Source organism: Flexivirga meconopsidis, assembly GCF_026162425.1.
Taxonomy (GTDB): domain Bacteria; phylum Actinomycetota; class Actinomycetes; order Actinomycetales; family Dermatophilaceae; genus Flexivirga; species Flexivirga meconopsidis.
Genome location: NZ_JAOBQJ010000004.1, coordinates 258912 through 277203 on the forward strand (window position 1 = coordinate 258912; position 18292 = coordinate 277203).

At 68.7% G+C, this 18292-nt stretch carries 19 protein-coding genes; 3 read left to right on the forward strand and 16 right to left on the reverse strand.

From position 1 onward, the window contains the following. Positions 1-176: 176 nt before the first annotated feature. The gene (locus tag N2M23_RS14770) at positions 177-536 is read left to right on the forward strand and encodes an RNA polymerase-binding protein RbpA (RefSeq protein ID WP_265446493.1); all 360 of its coding nucleotides are present in this window, start codon (positions 177-179) and stop codon (positions 534-536) included. A 151-nt stretch (positions 537-687) separates the two neighbouring features. Here N2M23_RS14770 and N2M23_RS14775 read toward each other — a convergent pair whose 3' ends face one another. From N2M23_RS14775 to lnt, 3 genes are read right to left on the reverse strand one after another with little or no spacing between them, the layout of a single operon-like run. Next, positions 688-1281 carry an FxsA family protein gene (locus N2M23_RS14775; protein ID WP_265446494.1) on the reverse strand — a complete coding sequence of 198 codons (594 nt, stop codon included), beginning with the start codon at positions 1279-1281 and terminating at the stop codon, positions 688-690. Between the two features lie 7 nt (positions 1282-1288). Then, positions 1289-2071: a polyprenol monophosphomannose synthase gene (locus tag N2M23_RS14780; protein ID WP_265446495.1), complete on the reverse strand. Its 783-nt coding sequence runs from the start codon at positions 2069-2071 to the stop codon at positions 1289-1291. Continuing rightward, complete coding sequence (lnt, locus tag N2M23_RS14785) at positions 2064-3656, reverse strand: apolipoprotein N-acyltransferase (protein WP_265446497.1); 1593 nt, start codon at positions 3654-3656, stop codon at positions 2064-2066. Before lnt ends, N2M23_RS14780 begins: the two co-directional genes overlap by 8 nt. A gap of 341 nt (positions 3657-3997) precedes the next feature. Here lnt and ybaK point away from each other — a divergent pair, with 341 nt between their 5' ends. Beyond that, positions 3998-4516: a Cys-tRNA(Pro) deacylase gene (gene ybaK, locus N2M23_RS14790; protein WP_265446498.1), complete on the forward strand. Its 519-nt coding sequence runs from the start codon at positions 3998-4000 to the stop codon at positions 4514-4516. Here the strand turns inward: ybaK and N2M23_RS14795 are convergent. Then, entirely contained in the window at positions 4513-4971 is a 459-nt protein-coding gene (locus tag N2M23_RS14795; RefSeq protein ID WP_265446499.1) for an Lrp/AsnC family transcriptional regulator, read from the reverse strand. The two genes, ybaK and N2M23_RS14795, sit on opposite strands and share 4 nt — an antisense overlap. 50 nt (positions 4972-5021) lie before the next feature. Between N2M23_RS14795 and N2M23_RS14800 the strand changes: the two genes are divergently transcribed. Continuing rightward, entirely contained in the window at positions 5022-5957 is a 936-nt protein-coding gene (locus N2M23_RS14800; RefSeq protein ID WP_265446500.1) for a 5'-3' exonuclease, read from the forward strand. 13 nt (positions 5958-5970) lie between these two features. Here N2M23_RS14800 and N2M23_RS14805 read toward each other — a convergent pair whose 3' ends face one another. The 12 genes from N2M23_RS14805 to N2M23_RS14860 all read right to left on the reverse strand — a co-directional run bounded on the left by N2M23_RS14805 (position 5971) and on the right by N2M23_RS14860 (position 18143). Continuing rightward, positions 5971-6528 (reverse strand): PH domain-containing protein, encoded by a 558-nt coding sequence (locus N2M23_RS14805; protein ID WP_265446502.1) that lies wholly within the window; start codon positions 6526-6528, stop codon positions 5971-5973. A gap of 88 nt (positions 6529-6616) precedes the next feature. Then, positions 6617-9412 carry a DEAD/DEAH box helicase gene (locus tag N2M23_RS14810; protein WP_265446504.1) on the reverse strand — a complete coding sequence of 932 codons (2796 nt, stop codon included), beginning with the start codon at positions 9410-9412 and terminating at the stop codon, positions 6617-6619. Between the two features lie 26 nt (positions 9413-9438). Beyond that, positions 9439-10263 carry a twin-arginine translocase subunit TatC gene (gene tatC / locus N2M23_RS14815; RefSeq protein ID WP_265446505.1) on the reverse strand — a complete coding sequence of 275 codons (825 nt, stop codon included), beginning with the start codon at positions 10261-10263 and terminating at the stop codon, positions 9439-9441. A gap of 121 nt (positions 10264-10384) precedes the next feature. Continuing rightward, the gene (gene tatA, locus N2M23_RS14820; RefSeq protein ID WP_265446506.1) at positions 10385-10894 is read right to left on the reverse strand and encodes a Sec-independent protein translocase subunit TatA; all 510 of its coding nucleotides are present in this window, start codon (positions 10892-10894) and stop codon (positions 10385-10387) included. Between the two features lie 65 nt (positions 10895-10959). Continuing rightward, the gene (locus N2M23_RS14825; protein WP_265446508.1) at positions 10960-11283 is read right to left on the reverse strand and encodes a hypothetical protein; all 324 of its coding nucleotides are present in this window, start codon (positions 11281-11283) and stop codon (positions 10960-10962) included. Between the two features lie 31 nt (positions 11284-11314). Then, the gene (locus tag N2M23_RS14830) at positions 11315-12280 is read right to left on the reverse strand and encodes a helix-turn-helix transcriptional regulator (protein ID WP_265446510.1); all 966 of its coding nucleotides are present in this window, start codon (positions 12278-12280) and stop codon (positions 11315-11317) included. Further along, positions 12280-13257, reverse strand: a complete 978-nt coding sequence (locus N2M23_RS14835) for a helix-turn-helix transcriptional regulator (RefSeq protein ID WP_265446511.1) — start codon at positions 13255-13257, stop codon at positions 12280-12282. The genes N2M23_RS14830 and N2M23_RS14835 overlap by 1 nt, the downstream gene beginning before the upstream one ends. A gap of 68 nt (positions 13258-13325) precedes the next feature. Then, positions 13326-14306 carry a cation diffusion facilitator family transporter gene (locus tag N2M23_RS14840; protein WP_265446512.1) on the reverse strand — a complete coding sequence of 327 codons (981 nt, stop codon included), beginning with the start codon at positions 14304-14306 and terminating at the stop codon, positions 13326-13328. 109 nt (positions 14307-14415) lie between these two features. Further along, entirely contained in the window at positions 14416-14835 is a 420-nt protein-coding gene (locus tag N2M23_RS14845) for an FKBP-type peptidyl-prolyl cis-trans isomerase (RefSeq protein WP_265446513.1), read from the reverse strand. 53 nt (positions 14836-14888) lie between these two features. Further along, positions 14889-15944 (reverse strand): FKBP-type peptidyl-prolyl cis-trans isomerase, encoded by a 1056-nt coding sequence (locus tag N2M23_RS14850; RefSeq protein ID WP_265446514.1) that lies wholly within the window; start codon positions 15942-15944, stop codon positions 14889-14891. 159 nt (positions 15945-16103) lie between these two features. Further along, a complete protein-coding gene (pafA, locus tag N2M23_RS14855; protein WP_265446515.1) occupies positions 16104-17465 on the reverse strand; it encodes a Pup--protein ligase in 1362 nt (453 codons plus the stop codon). 9 nt (positions 17466-17474) lie between these two features. Further along, the gene (locus tag N2M23_RS14860; RefSeq protein WP_265446516.1) at positions 17475-18143 is read right to left on the reverse strand and encodes an IMPACT family protein; all 669 of its coding nucleotides are present in this window, start codon (positions 18141-18143) and stop codon (positions 17475-17477) included. Positions 18144-18292: the final 149 nt, after the last annotated feature.

The following is an 18292-nucleotide window of genomic DNA, read 5'->3' on the forward strand; positions in this document are numbered from 1 at the left end:
GTGCTCGGACGTCATTCATGGTGACGGCGCATCGCCGGTGGTGCCGGCCGACGGAAGTCACTTCCGGGTGCGGGAACACGATGACCCGATGGACCGTTGAAGCACACAGATCGCCGAGATGCAAGACCCAATTTCCGTAGCGCACTCGGCAGCCGACGAGGAAGAAGTGATGGGCCATGGCAGAGCGTTCGTTGCGAGGAACCAACCTCAGCACGTTGTCGCTGGAGACTGAGGACGGGATCGCCTTCAGCGAGCGACAGATCGTGCGTTACGTGTGCCCCGAGGGCCACGTGAGCGAGCTGCCGTTCTCCGTCGAGGCCGAGGTCCCCGGCCTCTGGGAGTGCCGGTGCGGCGCCGAGGCGAAGCTGCAGGACGGTCCCGAGCCGCAGCGCAAGCCGGTGAAGCCGCAGCGCACCCACTGGGACATGCTGCTCGAACGCCGCTCGATCCCTGAGCTCGAAGAGTTGCTCGAGGAGCGGCTGACCCTGCTGCGCGCGTCGCGCGGCGAGAAGCCGCGCCGCAAGCGCAGCGCCTGATCTCCCTCGTAGCCCAACCAAAGGCCGGTCGACCCTGCAGGGTCGACCGGCCTTTTGCTCTCCGTATGACGGGGGCCGCGCTGCGCTGGGCCGCCACGCGAGGCCAGCAGCCGGTGAGATCAGCGACCGGCGAGGCCAGCAGCCGGTGAGGTCAGCGACCGCGCCGCCGGCGCTCGTCGCCGTCGTCGATGATCCGGCCCTCCAGCACCTGACGCGGCGAGTCGTCGTCCTCGACGATCTCGCCGTCGATGATGTCCAGGTCGTCCTGGCGGGTTCGGGCCGACGGCGGGGCGTAACCGCCCATGCCAGCCGCGCCACCCATGCCGGGGATGCCTCCCGGCATACCAACTCCGGCGACCAGCCGACGACCGATCATCAGCTGCAGCAGCCGCCGGGACACCGATCGCATGCCGGGCAGGATCAGGATCAGCCCGATCAGTGAGGTGATGAAGCCGGGGATCAACAGCAGCACCCCGCCGACCACCAGCTGCGGCGTGTCGGCGACTTCCCGGGCCGGCGGCCGGCCGGTGGCCATCGCCTGGCGGACTTCCCGGACGGCTCCCGCGGAGGCTCGCTTGATCACCACCACCCCGGCGCAGAAGCAGGCGAACAAGGCCAGCAGCGTCCACCAGCCGATGACGTGCCAGACGAGCACGATCACCACGATCTCGAGAATCGGCAGCAGCAGGGCGAGGACCATCAACAGGCGCGCCCAGAACGGGCGGCGGCGCACAGGAGTTGTCATTGTTCTGTCAAGAACGCCGGGCGCGCCCGGGACGTTCCGCGAGCGACCGCAGCTGACCGAGCCGGTAACGCACTCCCCACCGGGTGATGTTGCGCAGCGACTCACGGGCAATATCCGGGTTCATCTTGGACTGTCCGATCTCCCGTTCGACGAACGTGATGGGAAGTTCCACGATACGCATGTCGCGGCGTACCGCGCGCCAGGTGAGGTCGGCCTGGAAGCAGTAGCCGTAGGAGTCGACATTGTCCAGGCTCATCGCCCGGAGGGCATCGGCGCGGTAGACCCGGTAGCCGGCGGTGGCGTCGTTGATCGGCATCCCGAGCAGGGTCTTGATGTAGAGGTTGCCACCGACACTGAGCGCCTTGCGGTGCAGCGGCCAGTTGACGATTTTCCCGCCGGGCACCCACCGCGACCCGATGACGACGTCGGCGTCCGCGGCCGCTGCGAGCATCACGGGCAGGCTCTCGGGCGGATGCGACCCGTCGGCGTCGATCTCCACCAGGGCGTCGTAACCGCGGTCCAGCCCCCAACGGAAACCGGCGAGATATGCCTTGCCGAGACCTTCCTTGCCGGCGCGGTGCAGCACGTTGACCCGGTCATCGGCGGCGGCGAGCTCGTCGGCCACCTGGCCGGTGCCGTCCGGCGAGTTGTCGTCCAGCACCAGGAGGTCGGCATCCGGCACGTTCGTGCGCAGGCGACGGATGATGAGCGGCAGGTTCTCGCGTTCGTTGTATGTCGGGACGAGCACCAGGACCTTGTCCAACGGCGGGCGGGAGGTGGCTTCAGACAACCTCGTGGACTTCCTGGCTCGAGACGGTGCGGCGGCGCGCTGATCGGTTGCCGGCGATGGCAACACCGCACAGTAACAACGCCGCGGCGCTCGCGAGCCATTCGGGCACCGCACCGACGCGTGTCGCGAGGGTCTGCCCGGTGCGCAGCGGGAGTTCGCCGTTCATCGCGGCGGGTGTGAACTGGCCGGTCTTGTTGTGCACCTGTCCGTCCGGCGTGATTAGCCCGCTCACCCCGACCGTCGAGACGTGCACGATCGACCGGCCGAGCTCGATGGCCCGGATCCGCGAGATCGCCAGCTGCTGCTCGGACTCCGCGGTCCGCCCGAACGTCGCGTTGTTGGTCTGCACCGCCAGGATCTGCGCGCCCTCCTTGACCGGGTTGCGGGTGAGCGAGTCGTAGGCGACCTCGAAGCAGATGATCGGCGCGACCCCGACGACGCCGTCGGCCTTGGTCGGCACCCGGAACAGTCCGGTTTTCGTCCCGGCGGTGAAATTGCCGGCCAGGTCGACGGTCTTGGTGAATGTGCGGAAGAACGACCGGTAGGGCATGTACTCCGCGAAGGGCACCGGGTGTTGTTTGACGTAGCGGTCGACGATGCCCTTGCCGGGCAGGTAGAGCAACGAGGTGTTGCTGGTCTTCGGCGCCGGCTCCTGCAGCACCGCGCCCACGATCACCGGCAGCCCGATGCGGTTGACGGTCTGGACGATCTCGGTGCCGGCGTCGGCGTTGCGGGTCGGGTCGATGTCGGAGGAATTCTCCGGCCAGATCACCAGCGCCGGTTCCGGCATCGTGCCGGCCTTGATCTGGGCCGCGGCCTGGTCGGTGACCCGCACGTGGTTGTCGAGCACCGCGCGGCGTTGTGCATTGAAGTCAAGTCCCGCCGTGGGCACGTTGCCCTGGACCGCCAGCACCCGCACCTTCCGGCCGCCGCCCGGGGTGGGGTATGCCGCCGCGATCCCGATGACCGCGAGCACGGCGACGACCGGCCACAGCCGGCGCACGGTGGCGGCTACCGGCACCCCGCGCCGGACCCGGTCGACGCTCAGCGCGAGCAGCCCACCAAGCAGCGCGACCACGAAAGTAAGGCCGGGCGCACCGAAGATGGACGCCAGGTGGGACAGCGGCGAGTTGGCCTGCGACCAGGCCAGTCGTGCCCACGGGAAGCCGCCGAACGGCATCGACCCGCGCACGGCCTCCTGGAGCACCCACAACAGCGCGATGGCGAACGGACGGATATGCGGCCCGTCGGGCGGCGACAACCACTTGGGCAAGCGCTGCCAGCGGCGGGCAGACTGCACGAGCGCGCACGCGGCGGCCATGAGGGCGATGTAGATCGACTCGGTGATCGCCAGCGCCAGCCACGGGAAGGAACCAACATAGGTGCCGGCCCAGTGCAGGGTCGGGCCGAAGCAGGCAAAGCCGCCGACCAGGCCAACCAGAAAACCGGTGCGCATCCGCGCGCCCTTGGTGGCCAGCGCGAACAACGCCACGCCCACGATGGCGAGCGGCCAGAGTGCGGGCCCGGGGAACGAGAGCCACAGGCAAAGGCCCGCGGCGACGGCGAGTGCCAGTCGTCGGATCACGGACCAAGAGTAAGTGACCGTGATGTGACGGGAGTGGCGACCGAGTGAGCCGCGGCATACAGATGGGCCCGCCTGGTCGTTGGGGCCAATACACGTGGGTCTCCCCTGCCGCGCACGTTTTCTACTAGACGAGGGGGCCCATCCGTATGCCTGCCGCCGCGACGCTTCCGGTCGCGACGTTGAAAACTGAACTTACCGAGATGTCGATAACTGTCAACAGCGGCCTGACCTGCGTAAATCCGCGTCGCCGCAGGTCAGCGGGGCGTGCCCGGACACGACGAATTCGGGATGTCACGGCGTGTCGCGGGCAACACGCCGGGGCGAGCCGGTAGGGCGGGTGCATGGCAGCCAAACGACCGCGGACCGGGACATCCGGCACGCCGGCGGTCGCCGCGCTGGTCGCGGCGGGCGTGCATTTCGAGCCAAGGCACTACGAGCACGACCCCGCGGCCCGGTCCTTCGGCGCCGAGGCGGCGGCCGAGCTGGGGGTGGACCCGGCTCGCGTCCTCAAGACGCTCGTGGTGCAGACCGACCTCCCAGCGGACAAGGGGTTGATCGTCGCTGTCGTGCCGGTGTCAGGACAGCTCGACCTCAAGGCGCTCGCCCGCGAAATCGGTTGTAAGACAGCTGTTCTCGCCGATCCTGAGGTGGCGGCAAGGGTCACCGGTTATCTCGTGGGAGGGATCAGCCCCATCGGGCAGAAGCGCAGCCTGCGCACCGTCGTTGACGTGAGCGCCCTACGGCAGGACACCGTCCTGGTCAGTGGCGGACGGCGCGGCCTGGACGTCGAACTCGCACCGACCGACCTGGTCGCCCTGACCAATGCGGTGATCGGCCCGATCGCGAAGGACTTCGCCTAGGCGGTGGATTCACCCGCGGCGAGCGGCGACCGGTCCTCCCACGGCGTGCTGAGAACGACTGTCGTGCGAGTCGTCACGTTCGCTGCGGCCCGGACCCGGGCCAGCAACAGCTCGAGGTCGCCCGGCGTGCCCACCCGGACCTCGAGGACGTAGCTCTCCTCCCCCGCAACCGAGAAGCAGGAGTCGATCTCGGTGAGGTGACGCAACCGATCGGGTATGTCGTCCGGGGCCGCCGGGTCCACCGGCGTCACCGAGATGAGCGCCGTGAGCGGCATCCCGGCTGCCTCGTGATCGACGATGGCCCGGTAGCCGCGCAGCACCCCGCGCTCTTCCAGGCGCCGGACTCGTTGGTGCACAGCGGAAGTCGACAAGCCGGTGGCCTTGCCCAGGTCGGTGTAGCTCAGTCGGCCGTCCTGCGCCAACAGCTGCACTATCCGGTGGTCGAGTTCCTCCATATCGGTGACTGTAGTGGTTGGGGTGCACGCGGATGGAGCACCATGGGCCCATGCAACGGCGACTCATGCTCCTGGACTCGGCCAGTCTCTACTTCCGGGCGTTCTACGGTGTGCCCGATCGGCGGAAGACGCCGGATGCCATGCCCAACAACGCGATTCGCGGGTTCATCGACATGATCGCGACACTGGTGAACGACCATCGGCCGACCGATCTCGTCGCGTGCTGGGACAACGACTGGCGACCGCAATTCCGGGTGGATGCGATCCCGTCATACAAGACCCACCGGATGGTGGATGGCAGCGACGGCGTCGAGGAGTCACCGGACGACCTGACACCGCAGGTGCCGGTGATCGTGGATGTCCTAGCCGCAGTAGGGATTTCACGACTCGGCATCGACGGCTACGAAGCCGACGACGTGATCGGCACCCTCGCGGTCGCGGCGCACGGCTCCGCGCAGGTCGACGTGGTCACCGGTGACCGCGACCTGTTCCAGCTGGTCGACGACGAGCGAGGCGTGCGGATCCTCTACACCGCCCGCGGCGGCGTGCGCGAGCCGGACGTGGTCGATCAGGCGTTCCTGCACCGCAAGTACAACGTCGCGACGGGCGGCGCCTACGCCGACATGGCGGTGCTGCGCGGGGACAGCAGCGACGGACTGCCCGGTGTGGCCGGGATCGGCGAGAAGACCGCGGCCACGCTCATCAACCGGTATGGCGACCTGGTCGCGTTGCGTGCGGCAATCGAGTCAGGAGACCCGGCGCTCAAGGGCGCGCAACGCACCCGGCTGGAGGCGGCGGCCGACTATCTGGACGCCGCACCCGCGGTGGTCGAGGTGGTGAAGAACGCGCCGGTCCCGCCGACGCTCAACACGGCTTTGCCCACCACAGTCGCGGAGGTCGCGGCGCTGCAGGCGCTCACTGCGGAGCACGACCTGACCACTCCCGTGGCCCGCCTGCTCCAGGCGCTCAATCTGCCTGCGCTGTAAGGAACTTCAGAGCTCAGAAGCCGCGCGGGCCGTGCTGGGAGCGCGGGTCGCCCGGCGGGAAGGTGCCGTCGTCGTCACCACCGTCATCCTGGTGGTAGAGCAACTCGTTGACGCGCACCTGGACCTGCTCCACCCTCGGCACATCGTGCAGCCGCACCCCGGCCTGCTCGCTGGCGTCACTGATGATCAGCGTGCCGCAGCCAAGGATGCGGTCCAGCAGGCCCTTCTCGTAGGACACGTCGTTGATCCGGTAGAGCGGGATGTCGCGGCCGGACTTGCTGAGGATGCCGCGACGGGTGATCAGCCGACGGTTGGTGAGCACGTAGATCGTGGTGCGCCAGCGCAGGATCGGCACCACCACAAAGGCCAGCAGTAGGAGCAGTGCGACGATCCAGACCGCGAGCGTGGCCCAGTCCGACCAGCCCTGGCTACTGATCCAGAACGACGCCGCGAAGGCGGCGACGATGATCAGCAAACCCAACAGCAACGGCAGCAGGATCGCCTTGATGTGCGTGCGCAACTCCATGTCGATCTGCTCGCCCCGGGCCAGATGCTTCGCCGAAAACGCCATGGCCGCATCCTGCCACGCAGCGGCGGTTTTCATCGACAGGCGGACATTCCGCGACGAGCCGATCGGGGCCGGCCCATCCGTCGCAGCCTCAGTCGAGCCGGTCGGCGGCGACCACGCCGCGCAGTACCCCGTCGATCGCGGTGCGTGCGGTCTTGCGCAGGTTGTCGTGCTGGGCCGCGGCCGCGATCTGGTCGAGCAGGTCGACGACCTGCTTGCACCGCCTGACGAAGTCACCGGCGGACAGGTCGCTGTCCCGCAGCACCGTCTCCAGCCGCCCGCCGGCGGCCCACCGGTGCATCGTCCAGGCGATGCCCGGGTCCGGCTCCCCCATCGGTGTCAGCCCGAGGCGGCTCTGCGACTCGCGCAGGTCGTGGGTGATCCGGCCCATCTCGGTGAGCGCGTCGCGCACCTGGTCGTTCGGCAGTTTCGGGGCCTCGGATCCACTGTCGCGACGCGGCTCATAGATCAGCGAGCTCACGACCGCAGCCAGCGACGGGGCGTCGAGGCGGCGCCATACGTCGTGCTGGAGGCACTCGGCTGCCAGCAGGTCCTTCTCGGCATAGATCCGTTGCAACACCTTGCCCTGCTCGGTCACCTCGCTGCCGTCCTCGGACAGGTAACCGAGCTCGGCCAGCAGGTCACAGATGCGGTCGAAGGTGCGCGCGACCGTGTGCGTGCGCTTGTCGACCTGCCGCTGCAGACCGTCGGTCTCTTGGCGCAGCTTCCACCAGCGCTCGGCCCAGCGAGAGTGCTGTTCGCGGTAGGGACAGTCGTGGCAGGGATGGCGTTGCAGTGCGGCGCGCAACTGCTCCACCTCGGCCTGCAGCGACTCGTCGGTGCCGTCCTCGTCGGCGAGTTTGCCCGGCTTCGGCGGCGGCTCGGCCCGCAGCTTGTTGCGCAGGCTGGAGGCCAGGTCCCGCCGGGAACGTGGGCTGCGGCTGCTGAACGTCTTCGGGATCGACAACTTGCCGACCGGCTCCACCACGTCGCGGACATCGGTCTCGCCGAGCCTGCGCACCTGCGCGTCGAGCGTGAGAATCGTCGGGTCACCCCCACTGCTACGTCCCCGCTGGCCGGGTATGACGACGGCGTATCCCGCGCGGCGGCCGTCCGGCACCTGGATGACGTCGCCCGGTGTGAGTTCGCCGAGCGACACCGCCGCCGCGGCGCGCCTGCTGGCCGAGCGCCGTTTCGCTGCCGACTTCTCCAGCGTCGACAGTTGCCGGCGCAGAGCGGCGTACTCGGCGAAATCGCCCAGGTGGCAACGCATTGCCTCGGCATACCCCTCGAGCGCTTCGTCGTTGCGCCGGATGGAGCGGGTGATGCCGACGACCGACCGGTCAGCCTGGAACTGGGCGAACGACTGCTCCAGGATCTGCCGGGCCCGCCAGCGACCGACCTGTGCAACCAGGTTGACCGCCATGTTCGAGGACGGCACGAACGACGACCGCAGCGGGTACGTCCGGGTCGATGCCAGGCCCGCGACCGCGTCGGGGTCGACGCCGGGAGCCCACAGCACCACCGCGTGACCTTCGAAGTCGATGCCGCGCCGGCCGGCGCGCCCGGTGAGCTGGGTGAATTCGGCGGGGGTGATGTCGGCGTGCGTCTCGCCGTTGTACTTCACCAGGCGTTCCAGGACCACGCTGCGTGCGGGCATGTTGATGCCGAGAGCGAGCGTTTCGGTGGCGAAGACCGCCTTGATCTGCCCGTCGGTGAACAGTTCCTCGACGATCTCCCGGAAGGTCGGCAACATCCCGGCGTGGTGTGCCGCGAAGCCCCGGGACAAGCCCTCGACGAAGTCGTAGTAACCGAGGATCGCCAGGTCCTCCTCGGGCAGGTCGGCGACCCGCTCCTCGACCATCCGCCGGATGCGGCGTCCGGCCTTGTCGCTGATCAGCGTGGTGCCCCAGGCGAGCAGCTGGGAGACGGCTGCCTCGCAGCCGGCCCGGCTGAAGATGAAGCTGATCGCCGGCAGCAGTCCGTCCCGGCCGAGGGCTTCGATGACCTCCGGCCGGCTGGGTCCACGCCCCGGGCGCCCGGCCCGCACCGGTCCGCGGTCGCCGCCACCCCGGATGCGGCCACGACGACCGCGTGGGGCACCGGCGTCCTCGCGGCGGCCGTGCCGGTCGTTGCGACGCGACGACTCCACCTGCGAAATCCGTTGCAACAGATGCGGATTGATCCGCAAACGGTCGGACTCGCGGCCATCGTCGACGAACAGGTCGAACAGCTGGGGGCCGACCATCATCTGCTGCCAGAGCGGCACCGGGCGGTGCTCCTCGACGATGACGTCGGTGTCGCCGCGCACCTCGCGCAGCCAGTCGCCGAACTCCTCGGCGTTGCTCACCGTCGCCGACAGCGACACCAGTTGCACCGACGGCGGGAGCTGGACGATGACCTCTTCCCAGACAGCGCCACGGAACCGGTCGGCGAGGTAGTGCACCTCGTCCATCACCACGAAACCGAGCCGGTCCAGGGTCGCCGAGCCGGCGTAGATCATGTTGCGCAGCACTTCGGTGGTCATCACCACGATCGGCGCTTCGCCGTTGATCGACGAGTCGCCGGTCAGCAGCCCGACGTTGTCGGCGCCATGCCGGGCGACCAGGTCGTTGTATTTCTGGTTGGACAACGCCTTGATCGGCGTGGTGTAGAAGGTTTTGCGCCCGGTCTGCAGCGCCAGGTATGCCGCGAACTCCCCCACGATCGTCTTGCCGGCGCCGGTCGGCGCGGCGACCAGCACACTGCGGCCGGCCTGGACGGCGTCGATGCCGCGCACCTGGAACTCATCAAACGGGAAGTCGAACTCCTCGGCGAACCGGGTCGCGTGCGAGGAGTCGAAGCCCGTGCGGGCGGAGGCGTCCGTCCTGGGCGCTGAATCAGACATGGGCGCAGGCTAATCGGCGAAGCTGCTCAGAGCGCGGACTTCTGGTCGTCCGGGATGTCCAGCCAGTCCGCGCGGTTCTTCTCCTCGCGCCCGGCGCGCCGGCGATCGAGAAACATCGCGATCAGGATCGCCGCGAAGTAGAGGACGATCATCGGCACCATCAGCGCCAGCATCGACCAGGCGTCCGGCGACGGGCTCATGATCGCCGAGAACACCGCGATCGCCATGACCGCGACGCGCCAGCCCTTGACCATGATGCGGCCGGGCAGGATGCGCAGCATGTTCAGGCCGGTCAGGAACACCGGCAGCAGGAAGGCCAGCCCGAAGACCAGGATGAACTTGATGATGAAGGTGTAGTACTTCTGCGCATCGGTGAGGTTGGCGCTCTGCGCGGTGGACGGCGTGCTGCCCAAGAGGAACTCGATGGCGTTCGGCAGCGCGAACGTCGACACCCAGCAGCCGAGCAGGAACAACGGCACCGACACGGCGAGGAAGCCGCGGGCGATGCGCTTCTCCCGCTTGGTCAGACCCGGCGCGAGGAAACCCCACAACTGCCAGAGCCACACCGGGCTGCTGATGATGAAGCCGAACCAGATCGACACCTTCAACTTCAGGCTGAAGGCCTCGGAGACACCATTGGCGCTGTAGTTGAGATCGCCGGCGTTGGGATGCTTCTCGTGCACCTTCTGCAGCGGTTTCTGGATGAAGTCCACGAGGGTGCCGAACCGGTAGCCGCCGACGGTGAGGTTGGTGTCGTAGACAATCCAGCCGAGGATCGCTCCGATGACGATCGCAATCGCGGCGATGACTGCACGGCGGCGGAACTCGCGAAAGTGCTCGCCGAGGGACATCCGCGCTTCGGGATTATCCTTACGACGCAACAGGGCCATATCGGTGGTGTCGTCCTACCGGTAGTGGTTCAGCAGTGATGAACAAGTGATGACGAGGACGGAGCGATCCGTCGTCAGCCTTCTAGTGACCGGAGCCGGACTGTCCGCCCTGCGGGTAGCCCTGGGCCTGCGGCTGGCCCTGCTGCGGGTAGCCGTTCTGCTGTGGGTAACCGGCCGGTGCCTGCTGCCCCGCCTGCTGCGGCTGGTAACCGGGCTGACCCGGCTGCGGCGCCTGCGGCTGGTATCCGGGCTGGCCGGGCTGCGGCTGGTACCCGGGCTGGTTCTGCTGGTATCCGGGCTGAGCCGGCTGCTGGTAGCCAGGCTGCTGGCCCTGCTGCTGCGGGTAGCCCTGGGCGCCGGGGACCTGCGCCTCACCGGGCACGCCACCTTGCTGCGGGCTGGTCTGCCCGGGCACCGTCTGGCCGGATGCCTGGCTCTTGCCCTCGTCGTTGTCGCTGATCTCGCTCTTGAGGATGCGGGCCGACCGGCCCAGGCTGCGCGCGGCGTCCGGAAGCTTCTTCCAGCCGAAGAGGATCACCACGATCAGCACCAGGATCAGCAGGTGCCACGGCTCGAGTGCTCCACGAAACATATCCAGCTCTCCCAAATTCGAGGGCCTGCGACATTCAGCCCGTTCGGTCCTATCTTCGCACCGATTCACCACTCTACGTGATCGGTCCACGCCGGTCGGCGGGCTTTGCGCCGAGCGTCGCGTTCGGCGCGTCGTCGGCTGCGCAACGTCTCGTACTCCTCGCGAAGTTCCGCCGGCGAACGCAGCACGGCCAGGTCGTCCACCGAGCGCAATTGGTCCTCGAGTTCGCGTACCCGCGCCTCGATCTCGGTGAGCCGGTCCTGGGCGTCGGCGGCCTCCCGGCCGAGGGCCTTCAGCGGTGGCCACAGCCGCCAGAGGCGCCAGCCGACGTATGCCGTGCCGAGCAGCGCCAGGGCAGCCCACAGCAGCACCCACTGCCACCACTGCATCAGGCGTCGGGTGTCATCAGGCGTCGCGACATCAGGCGTCGTATGACGCCAGCGCGGCCGCGGCCCCGGCGGCGACCTCGTCGCGCAGCTCGGCGGGCTCGAGCACCCGCGCGGCGCCACCGAGCCGCCATACGAGCTGACGAAGCCAGGTCAGGTCGGCGGCTCGGATCGACGCGGTGAGCGTGCCGTCGGCGGCCCGCTCGACCGACTCGACCGGGTAATAGTCGACCACCCAGGCGGCCTCCGGCTGCAGTTGCAACGTCGCGCGCAGGTCGTCCGGGCCGGCGGTGAACAGATCGGTGTCGAGGTCGCGCGGGCGGGCTCCGGTGGGTGGGGTGCCGTCGACGTCGAGCGTCTCGATCGAGGCGACCCGGTCGAGCCGGAACAGCCGCACGTCCTGCGCCCGGTGACACCAGCCCTCGAGATACCAGTTGCCGTCGAGCGACACCACCCGCATCGGGTCCACGTCGCGCTCGGTCGTCTCGTCACGCGACGCGACGACGTAGCTCAGGTGCAGCCGGCGATGGGCCGCCACGGCGGCACGGGCCGTGCTGAGGGTGTCGGACGGCACGGCCGCGGCGAGGGCGACCTTGACCCGGTCGCTGACCTCGCTGGCGTCGCCTGCGGCGTCGACCAGTTTGGCCAGTGCCCGGTCAACGGCGTCGCGTTCGTCCAGCCCGGGCACCGCAGCCAGGGCCCGCAGACCGACGATGAGGGCGGTCGCCTCGTCCAGCCCGAGGCGCAACGGGCGGGCGATCGTGTCGGCATTGCGCAGGAAAACCCGTCCACCGTCCCAGTCGGCCTCGATCAGGTCATCCGGCAGGTGACCGGGAGTGCCGCACACGAAGAGCAACGCCAGGTCGGCCTCGACCTGATCGGTGGAGACCCCGAGCTCGGCGGCGGCGCGAGCGATGTCGATGCCCTGGCGATTGACCAGCCACGGCACCATCGTCAGCAACCGCGCGAGCCGGGCGGTGGCGCTCTCGGGGGCAGCCATCAGGCTGCTCCGTTCCGCTCGATCGACCCGCGCAACCGGCGCAGGACAGCCTCGACCAGCTCCGGCGGCTCGACCGCGCGGGCAGCTGGGCCGAAGCCGGCGATCTCGTCTGCCAGCACTTCGGTGTCGCCGAAATCGACTGTCAGCCGGGTGAATTCACCATCCTCGTCGGTGTGCTGCCGGGCGCGGCGTCGGAGGGTGTTGCCGGCGCCATTGCGCACCAGCACGGTCGCGGTCATCGTCTCGCGACTGTCCGTCCCGTCGATCATCGTCAGTGGGTCGTGGTCGGCGGGCACGTCATACGCGCCGGGCTTGCCGAGACGTTTCACCGCGCCGTCGATGCGGCTGAGCCGGAACACCCGCGGTGCCTGCCGGTCGAGGTCGAATCCGGTGACGTACCAACGGCCGTGCCAGTTGGTGACGGTCCACGGTTGCAGCTGCCGGGTGGTGGCCTCTCCCCCGGCCTTGCGGTAGGTGAACGAGACCGCCTGCCGGCGCAGCGCCGCGTCCTTGACCGGATTGAACGCCGGCTCGCTGGTGCGCACCCGCGGCTCCAGACCGACTAGCGACTCGGTGTCACGCTCGACCTCGGCCGCTTCGAGCTTGCGCAGTGCGGTGGCCGCCGGGCCGGCCAGGCTGGCCTGCTGCCAGGTGCGGCTGGCCAGCCCGAGCACGGCGAGTTCGTCCGGCTCGAACGCGATCTCGGGCAAGGCGTACTCGCGGCGGTCGATGCGGTAGCCGGTCTCGTCGTCGAAGAAGCTGTCAATCGGCTCGATCCGCAACGGAATCCCGAGCTCGCGCAGCTCGTCCTTGTCGCGCTCGAACATCCGGTCGAATGCCTCGTCGGAGGCCGTTTCGCCATACTGCGGGACGGCGTCGCGGATCCGCGCCTTCGACAACGGTTGCCGCGTGTAGAGCAGACAGATCACCAGATTGAGCAGCCGCTCGGTCTTGGCGGCAGGTGACGGCTGGGCCATGCCCCGACGGTATCTCATCCGTGCGGACGCATGTACGACGCGGCCGATCCGACGGGGACGATCCGCGCTCAGTCCACGAGCGGCTGCTGATCCGGCGCGGACAGGCTGAGGATCGCGCCCGCGACGCCGCGGGAGGCGGTGATCCGTCGCTCGAGCCTTTCGAGCTCGGCGGCCACCTCGTGCTCGGCATGGTCGCCGGTCAGATCGACGTCGGCGACCAGGTAGACCTGCCGCGGCCCGACGTACTCCAGTCGCAGGTAGCTCACGCTCGCGACGTCCGGCTCGCTCTGCAGGGCACGCAACGCGGCCGCCCGGACCTGCGGGCTGACCTGCTCGCCGACCAGGAAGCCGACGTTGCGCTGGATCAGGATCACCGCGACCACCCCCAGCACCAGCCCCACCAGGATCGAGCCGATCGAGTCCGGCGTCGACGAACCGGTGAGTTGATGCAGACCGAGGGCGCCGCCGGCGATCACCAGGCCGGTCAGCGCGGCGGCGTCCTCGGCGAACACCGCGCGCAGCGTCGGGTCTGAGGTGGCGAGCACGTGTTCCAGCAATTCCCGGTCGTATGCCGAGGCCTCCGCCCGCGCCTGCCGGACCGATTGCAGGAACGAGATGCCCTCCAGCACGAACGAGATCGCCAGCACGATGTAGCCGATCAGGAAGTCACTGGCCGGCTCGGGGTGAATCAGCTCCTGGATGCCGTGCCAGATCGAGACCGCGGCGCCGGCGACGAACAGGCCGAGCGCGGCGAAGAGCGACCACACATAGGCGGCCCGCCCGTAGCCGAGCGGGTGCGCCTTGTCCGGCGGCCGACGGGACCGCTTGTCGGCGATGAAGAGGAAGACCTCGTTGCCGGCGTCCGCCCACGAGTGCGCGGCCTCGGCCACCAGTGACGCCGACGCCGTGATGACCGCGGCCACCGACTTCGCGATCGCCACGAGCACGTTGGCGCCCAGGGCGATCAGCACGGTGAGGGTGCTCTCCCCGCCGCCCGCGGTCTGTTTGATGCCGACGTCGAACTCGTCGGTGGCGTGCCGGTCGTCCATAGGGAATGACGCTATCCGAGTGCTCGGCCGCGAACGCGCGAACGCCGCCCCGACTCGCGACGACAGTCGCAGAGTCGAGGCGGCGCCTCGCAGGTTGTGGTGCCTGGCGTCAGCGGATGCCGAACGCACTCCCGGCGCCCGGCTTGTTCGCGTTGACGAGGTCGACCACGAAAATAAGCGTCTCGTTCGGACCGATCGCGCCGCCGGCACCGCTCTCGCCATACGCCAGGTCGGAGGGGATGATCAGCTTGCGGCGGCCGCCGACCTTCATCCCGACGATGCCCTTGTCCCAGCCCGGGATGACCTGGCCGACGCCGACCTGGAAGTCCAGCGGCGCGCCGCGGTTCCAGGACGCGTCGAACTCCTCGCCCGTGGAGTGCGCGACACCGACGTAATGCGCGGAGATCTGGTCACCGGCCTCGGCCTGGCGGCCGTCGCCCTCCCAGATGTCCTCGATGACGAGCTCGGTGGGGGCCTCGTCCCCGGGGAAGTCGATCTCGGGTTTGGTGGTGTTGGGATCGAACGGCATTGGGATACCTCGGTTTTCGCTCGCAGGGACGATGTATGTCGTAACGGGTGGCGTCAGATCGCGGCCACGATGTCGACCGCGAAGACGATCGTGTCGGTGCCCTTGATGCTGCCATCCTGGCTGCCTGCGGAGCCATAGCCCTCGGCGGGCGGCACGACGATCAGGACACGGTCACCGACCTTCTTGCCGACCAGCGTCTTGTCCCAACCCGGGATGACCTTGCCGACCCCGATCGGGAACCCGGTCGGCTGGCCGCCGCGGGTGCCGGTCGAGTCGAAGACCTTGCCGGCCTTGCCCTTGGTCCAGACCACGCCGGTGTAGAGCGCGTAGACCGTCTGGCCCTTCTTCACCTCGGCGCCGTCACCGTTGATCAGGTTGGCCGATTCCAGCTTCTTGGGCGCGTCGGCGTTCGGCATCGTGATCGTGGCCGGTTTGGCGGCGCCGTCCCACTTCACCGTCGGCATGCCGGACTTCGGCGCCACTGCCTTGCCGGTCGCCTCCTTGAGCGGCGTCACGGCCGAGTTGATCTTCATGTAGAAGACCAGGGTGTCGCCGGCGCCGACTCCGAGCTGCGGGTTGCCCTGGTCACCGAACGCGTCCTTCGGCGGTATGGCGACGGTCTCGGTCGTGCCGACCTTCTTGCCCTTGATGGCGGACACCAGACCCGGGAACTGCGCGGGGTCCTTCAGCGCCAGGGTCACCGGCTGGTCGCTGAAGGTGTTGGCGAGCGCCTTGCCCGTCTTGCCGTCCATGACCGTGTAGTCGACCGACGCGATCTGGTCGTCCTTCACGGCGGGGCCGGTGCCCTCCTTCAGCACGTTCACGGTGGTCTTGTTGACCTGGAACGGCTTCTTGGACAGCGACACGGCCGGCTTCTTCGGGTCCTTGGTGTCGACCTTGATCGCGCTCATCGGCGTGACGTCCTTGTCCGCCACGGTGGCCGGCGGCTTCGAGGCCGACGCCGAGCCCGAGCCTGAGCCCGATGCGGAGGCCGCCGGGGTCGACGCCGAGTTGCCCGCCTTGCCCGTCGAACTGCTGCTGCCGCATCCGGCGAGAACGAGCACGGGCAGGGTGCCTGCGGCGAGCAGGCGGAGGGGAATACGGCGCACGTCGAAAAACCTCTTAGCGGTCGCTGTGGGAGAAACTTGCGGCGCCACCATAACCATCCGCGCTGTGCGCGTGGTGTGCCCGTCCTGATGGACGGCGCTTTTGTATGGCGGGCACCGTCATACAAAAGCTGCGCGTGGCCGGTCGGTTCGCCGGTGCGGTCACATCCCGTCGATGAGCCGCTGCACCCGCGGGTCGGAGGCGCTGAACGGGTCCTTCACCAGCACCGTGCGCTGCGCCTGGTCGTTGAGCTTCAGGTGCACCCAGTCGACGGTGAAGTCGCGTCGCTTGGCCTGGGCGGCACGGATGAAGTCGCCGCGCAGCTTGGCCCGGGTGGTCTGCGGCGGGAACGTCTTGCCCTCGAAGACCTCGACGTCCGAACTGACCCGGGCCGCCTGCCCGCGCCGCTGCAGCAGGTAGAACAGTCCCCGCCGGCGGTTGATGTCGTGGTAGGTCAGGTCGAGCTGCAGCATCCGCGGATCGTCCAGGGCCAGATCGTGTTTGGCGGCGTACTGGTCGAGCAGCTTGTGCTTGATCACCCAGTCGATCTCGGTGTCGACCAGGCCCAAATTGCCGGTCTCGACAGCGGTGAGAGTGCGACCCCACAGGTCCATGATGCGCTTGGTGAGGTCGTCGGTCAGGCCGCGCTCGTCGACGTACTGCTGTGCCTTCTCGAAGTATTCGGCCTGGATCTGCAGCGCGGACAGTTCGCGACCGTTGGCGAGCTTGACCGGGGCACGGCCGGCGATGTCATGGCTGATTTCGCGGATCGCGCGAATCGGGTTCTCGAGGCTGAGGTCTCGCATCACCACTCCGTCCTCGATCATCCGCAGCACCAGGTGCGCCGAGCCGAGTTTGAGCAGGGTGGTGGTCTCGCTCATGTTGCTGTCGCCGACGATCACGTGCAGCCGCCGGTAGCGCTCGGCGTCGGCGTGCGGCTCGTCGCGGGTGTTGATGATCGGGCGGGATCTGGTGGTCGCGCTGCTTACGCCTTCCCAGATGTGGTCGGCTCGTTGGCTCACGCAGTAGGTCGGCTTGTGCCCGAGCAGCGCAATCTTGCCGGCGCCGCAGGTGATCTGCCGGCTCACCAGGAAGGGGATGAGGATGTCGCTGACCTTCTGGAACTCGCCCGCGCGTCCGATCAGGTAGTTCTCGTGGCAGCCGTAGGAGTTGCCGGCCGAGTCGGTGTTGTTCTTGAAGACGTAGATCTTGCCCTCGACGCCCTCCTCGGCGAGCCGGCCTTGCGCCTCCTCGACGAGACCTTCGATGATGCGTTCGCCCGCCTTGTCGTGGATGACTGCCTCGCGCACGTCGTCGCACTCGGGTGTGGCGTACTCGGGGTGGCTACCGACATCGAGGTAGAGCCGGGAACCGTTGCCCAGGAACACATTCGACGACCGGCCCCACGAGACGACCTTGCGGAAGAGGTAGCGGGCGACCTCGTCGGGGGTGAGCCGGCGCTGACCGTCGAAGGTGCAGGTCACGCCGTATTCGTTCTCGATGCCGAAAATGCGCCGCTCCATGTACCGACCCTAATCCTCGGCCGCCCGCGCGTCAGCGGATGTCTCACGGGTGTCCCGCCATACAGTGCCGACGCGGTGGGCTCGTGCCGCGCCGCCGGTCAGCGCGGCGAGCAACGCGTCGGCCGCGGCCGGCTCGGCGACCGCAAGGTGCAGGGTCACTCCGGAGCCGGTGTAGTCGGTATCGAGCACCTCGATGCCGCGCGTTCGCAGCTCAGCCTCGACCTTGCCGGCCTGCGCGTGCGACAGGGGCACGTCGAGCAGCGTCCGCTGCCGTCGTATGACGGGAGTCACCCCCTCGATCGCGGCCTCCACCGCTCCGGCATACGCCCGGGCCAGGCCGCCCGTGCCGAGCAGCGTGCCACCGAACCAACGGGTCACCACGGCCACCACGTCGGTCAGCCCGGCGCCGCCGCGCAGCGCGGCCAACATGGGCGCGCCCGCGGTGCCGGAGGGCTCGCCGTCGTCATTGCTGCGTTGCACCCGCGCGTCCGGCCCGAGCACGAATGCTGAACAGTGATGCCGCGCCTCGGGGTATGCCGCTCGCTGGCCGGCGATCACCGCCCGCGCCGCGTCCTCGGTCTCCACTCGGGCCAGCACGGCGAGGAAGCGCGAGCGGCTCACCTCGAGCTCGCCGCGGCAATCGCGGGCAATGGTGCGGTAGTTCGGCTGTTCGGTCATCTTCTGGAGTTGGTTGGTTGCGCGCCGTCCCGTCGGCCTGGGTCGGTGCTGACGGTGCTCACGGTGCTGCTGGTTGGTGCTAGTCGCTGGCGGTGCTGCTGGTCGCTGACTGTGCTGGCGGTGCTGCTGGTTGGTGCTGGTCGCTGGCG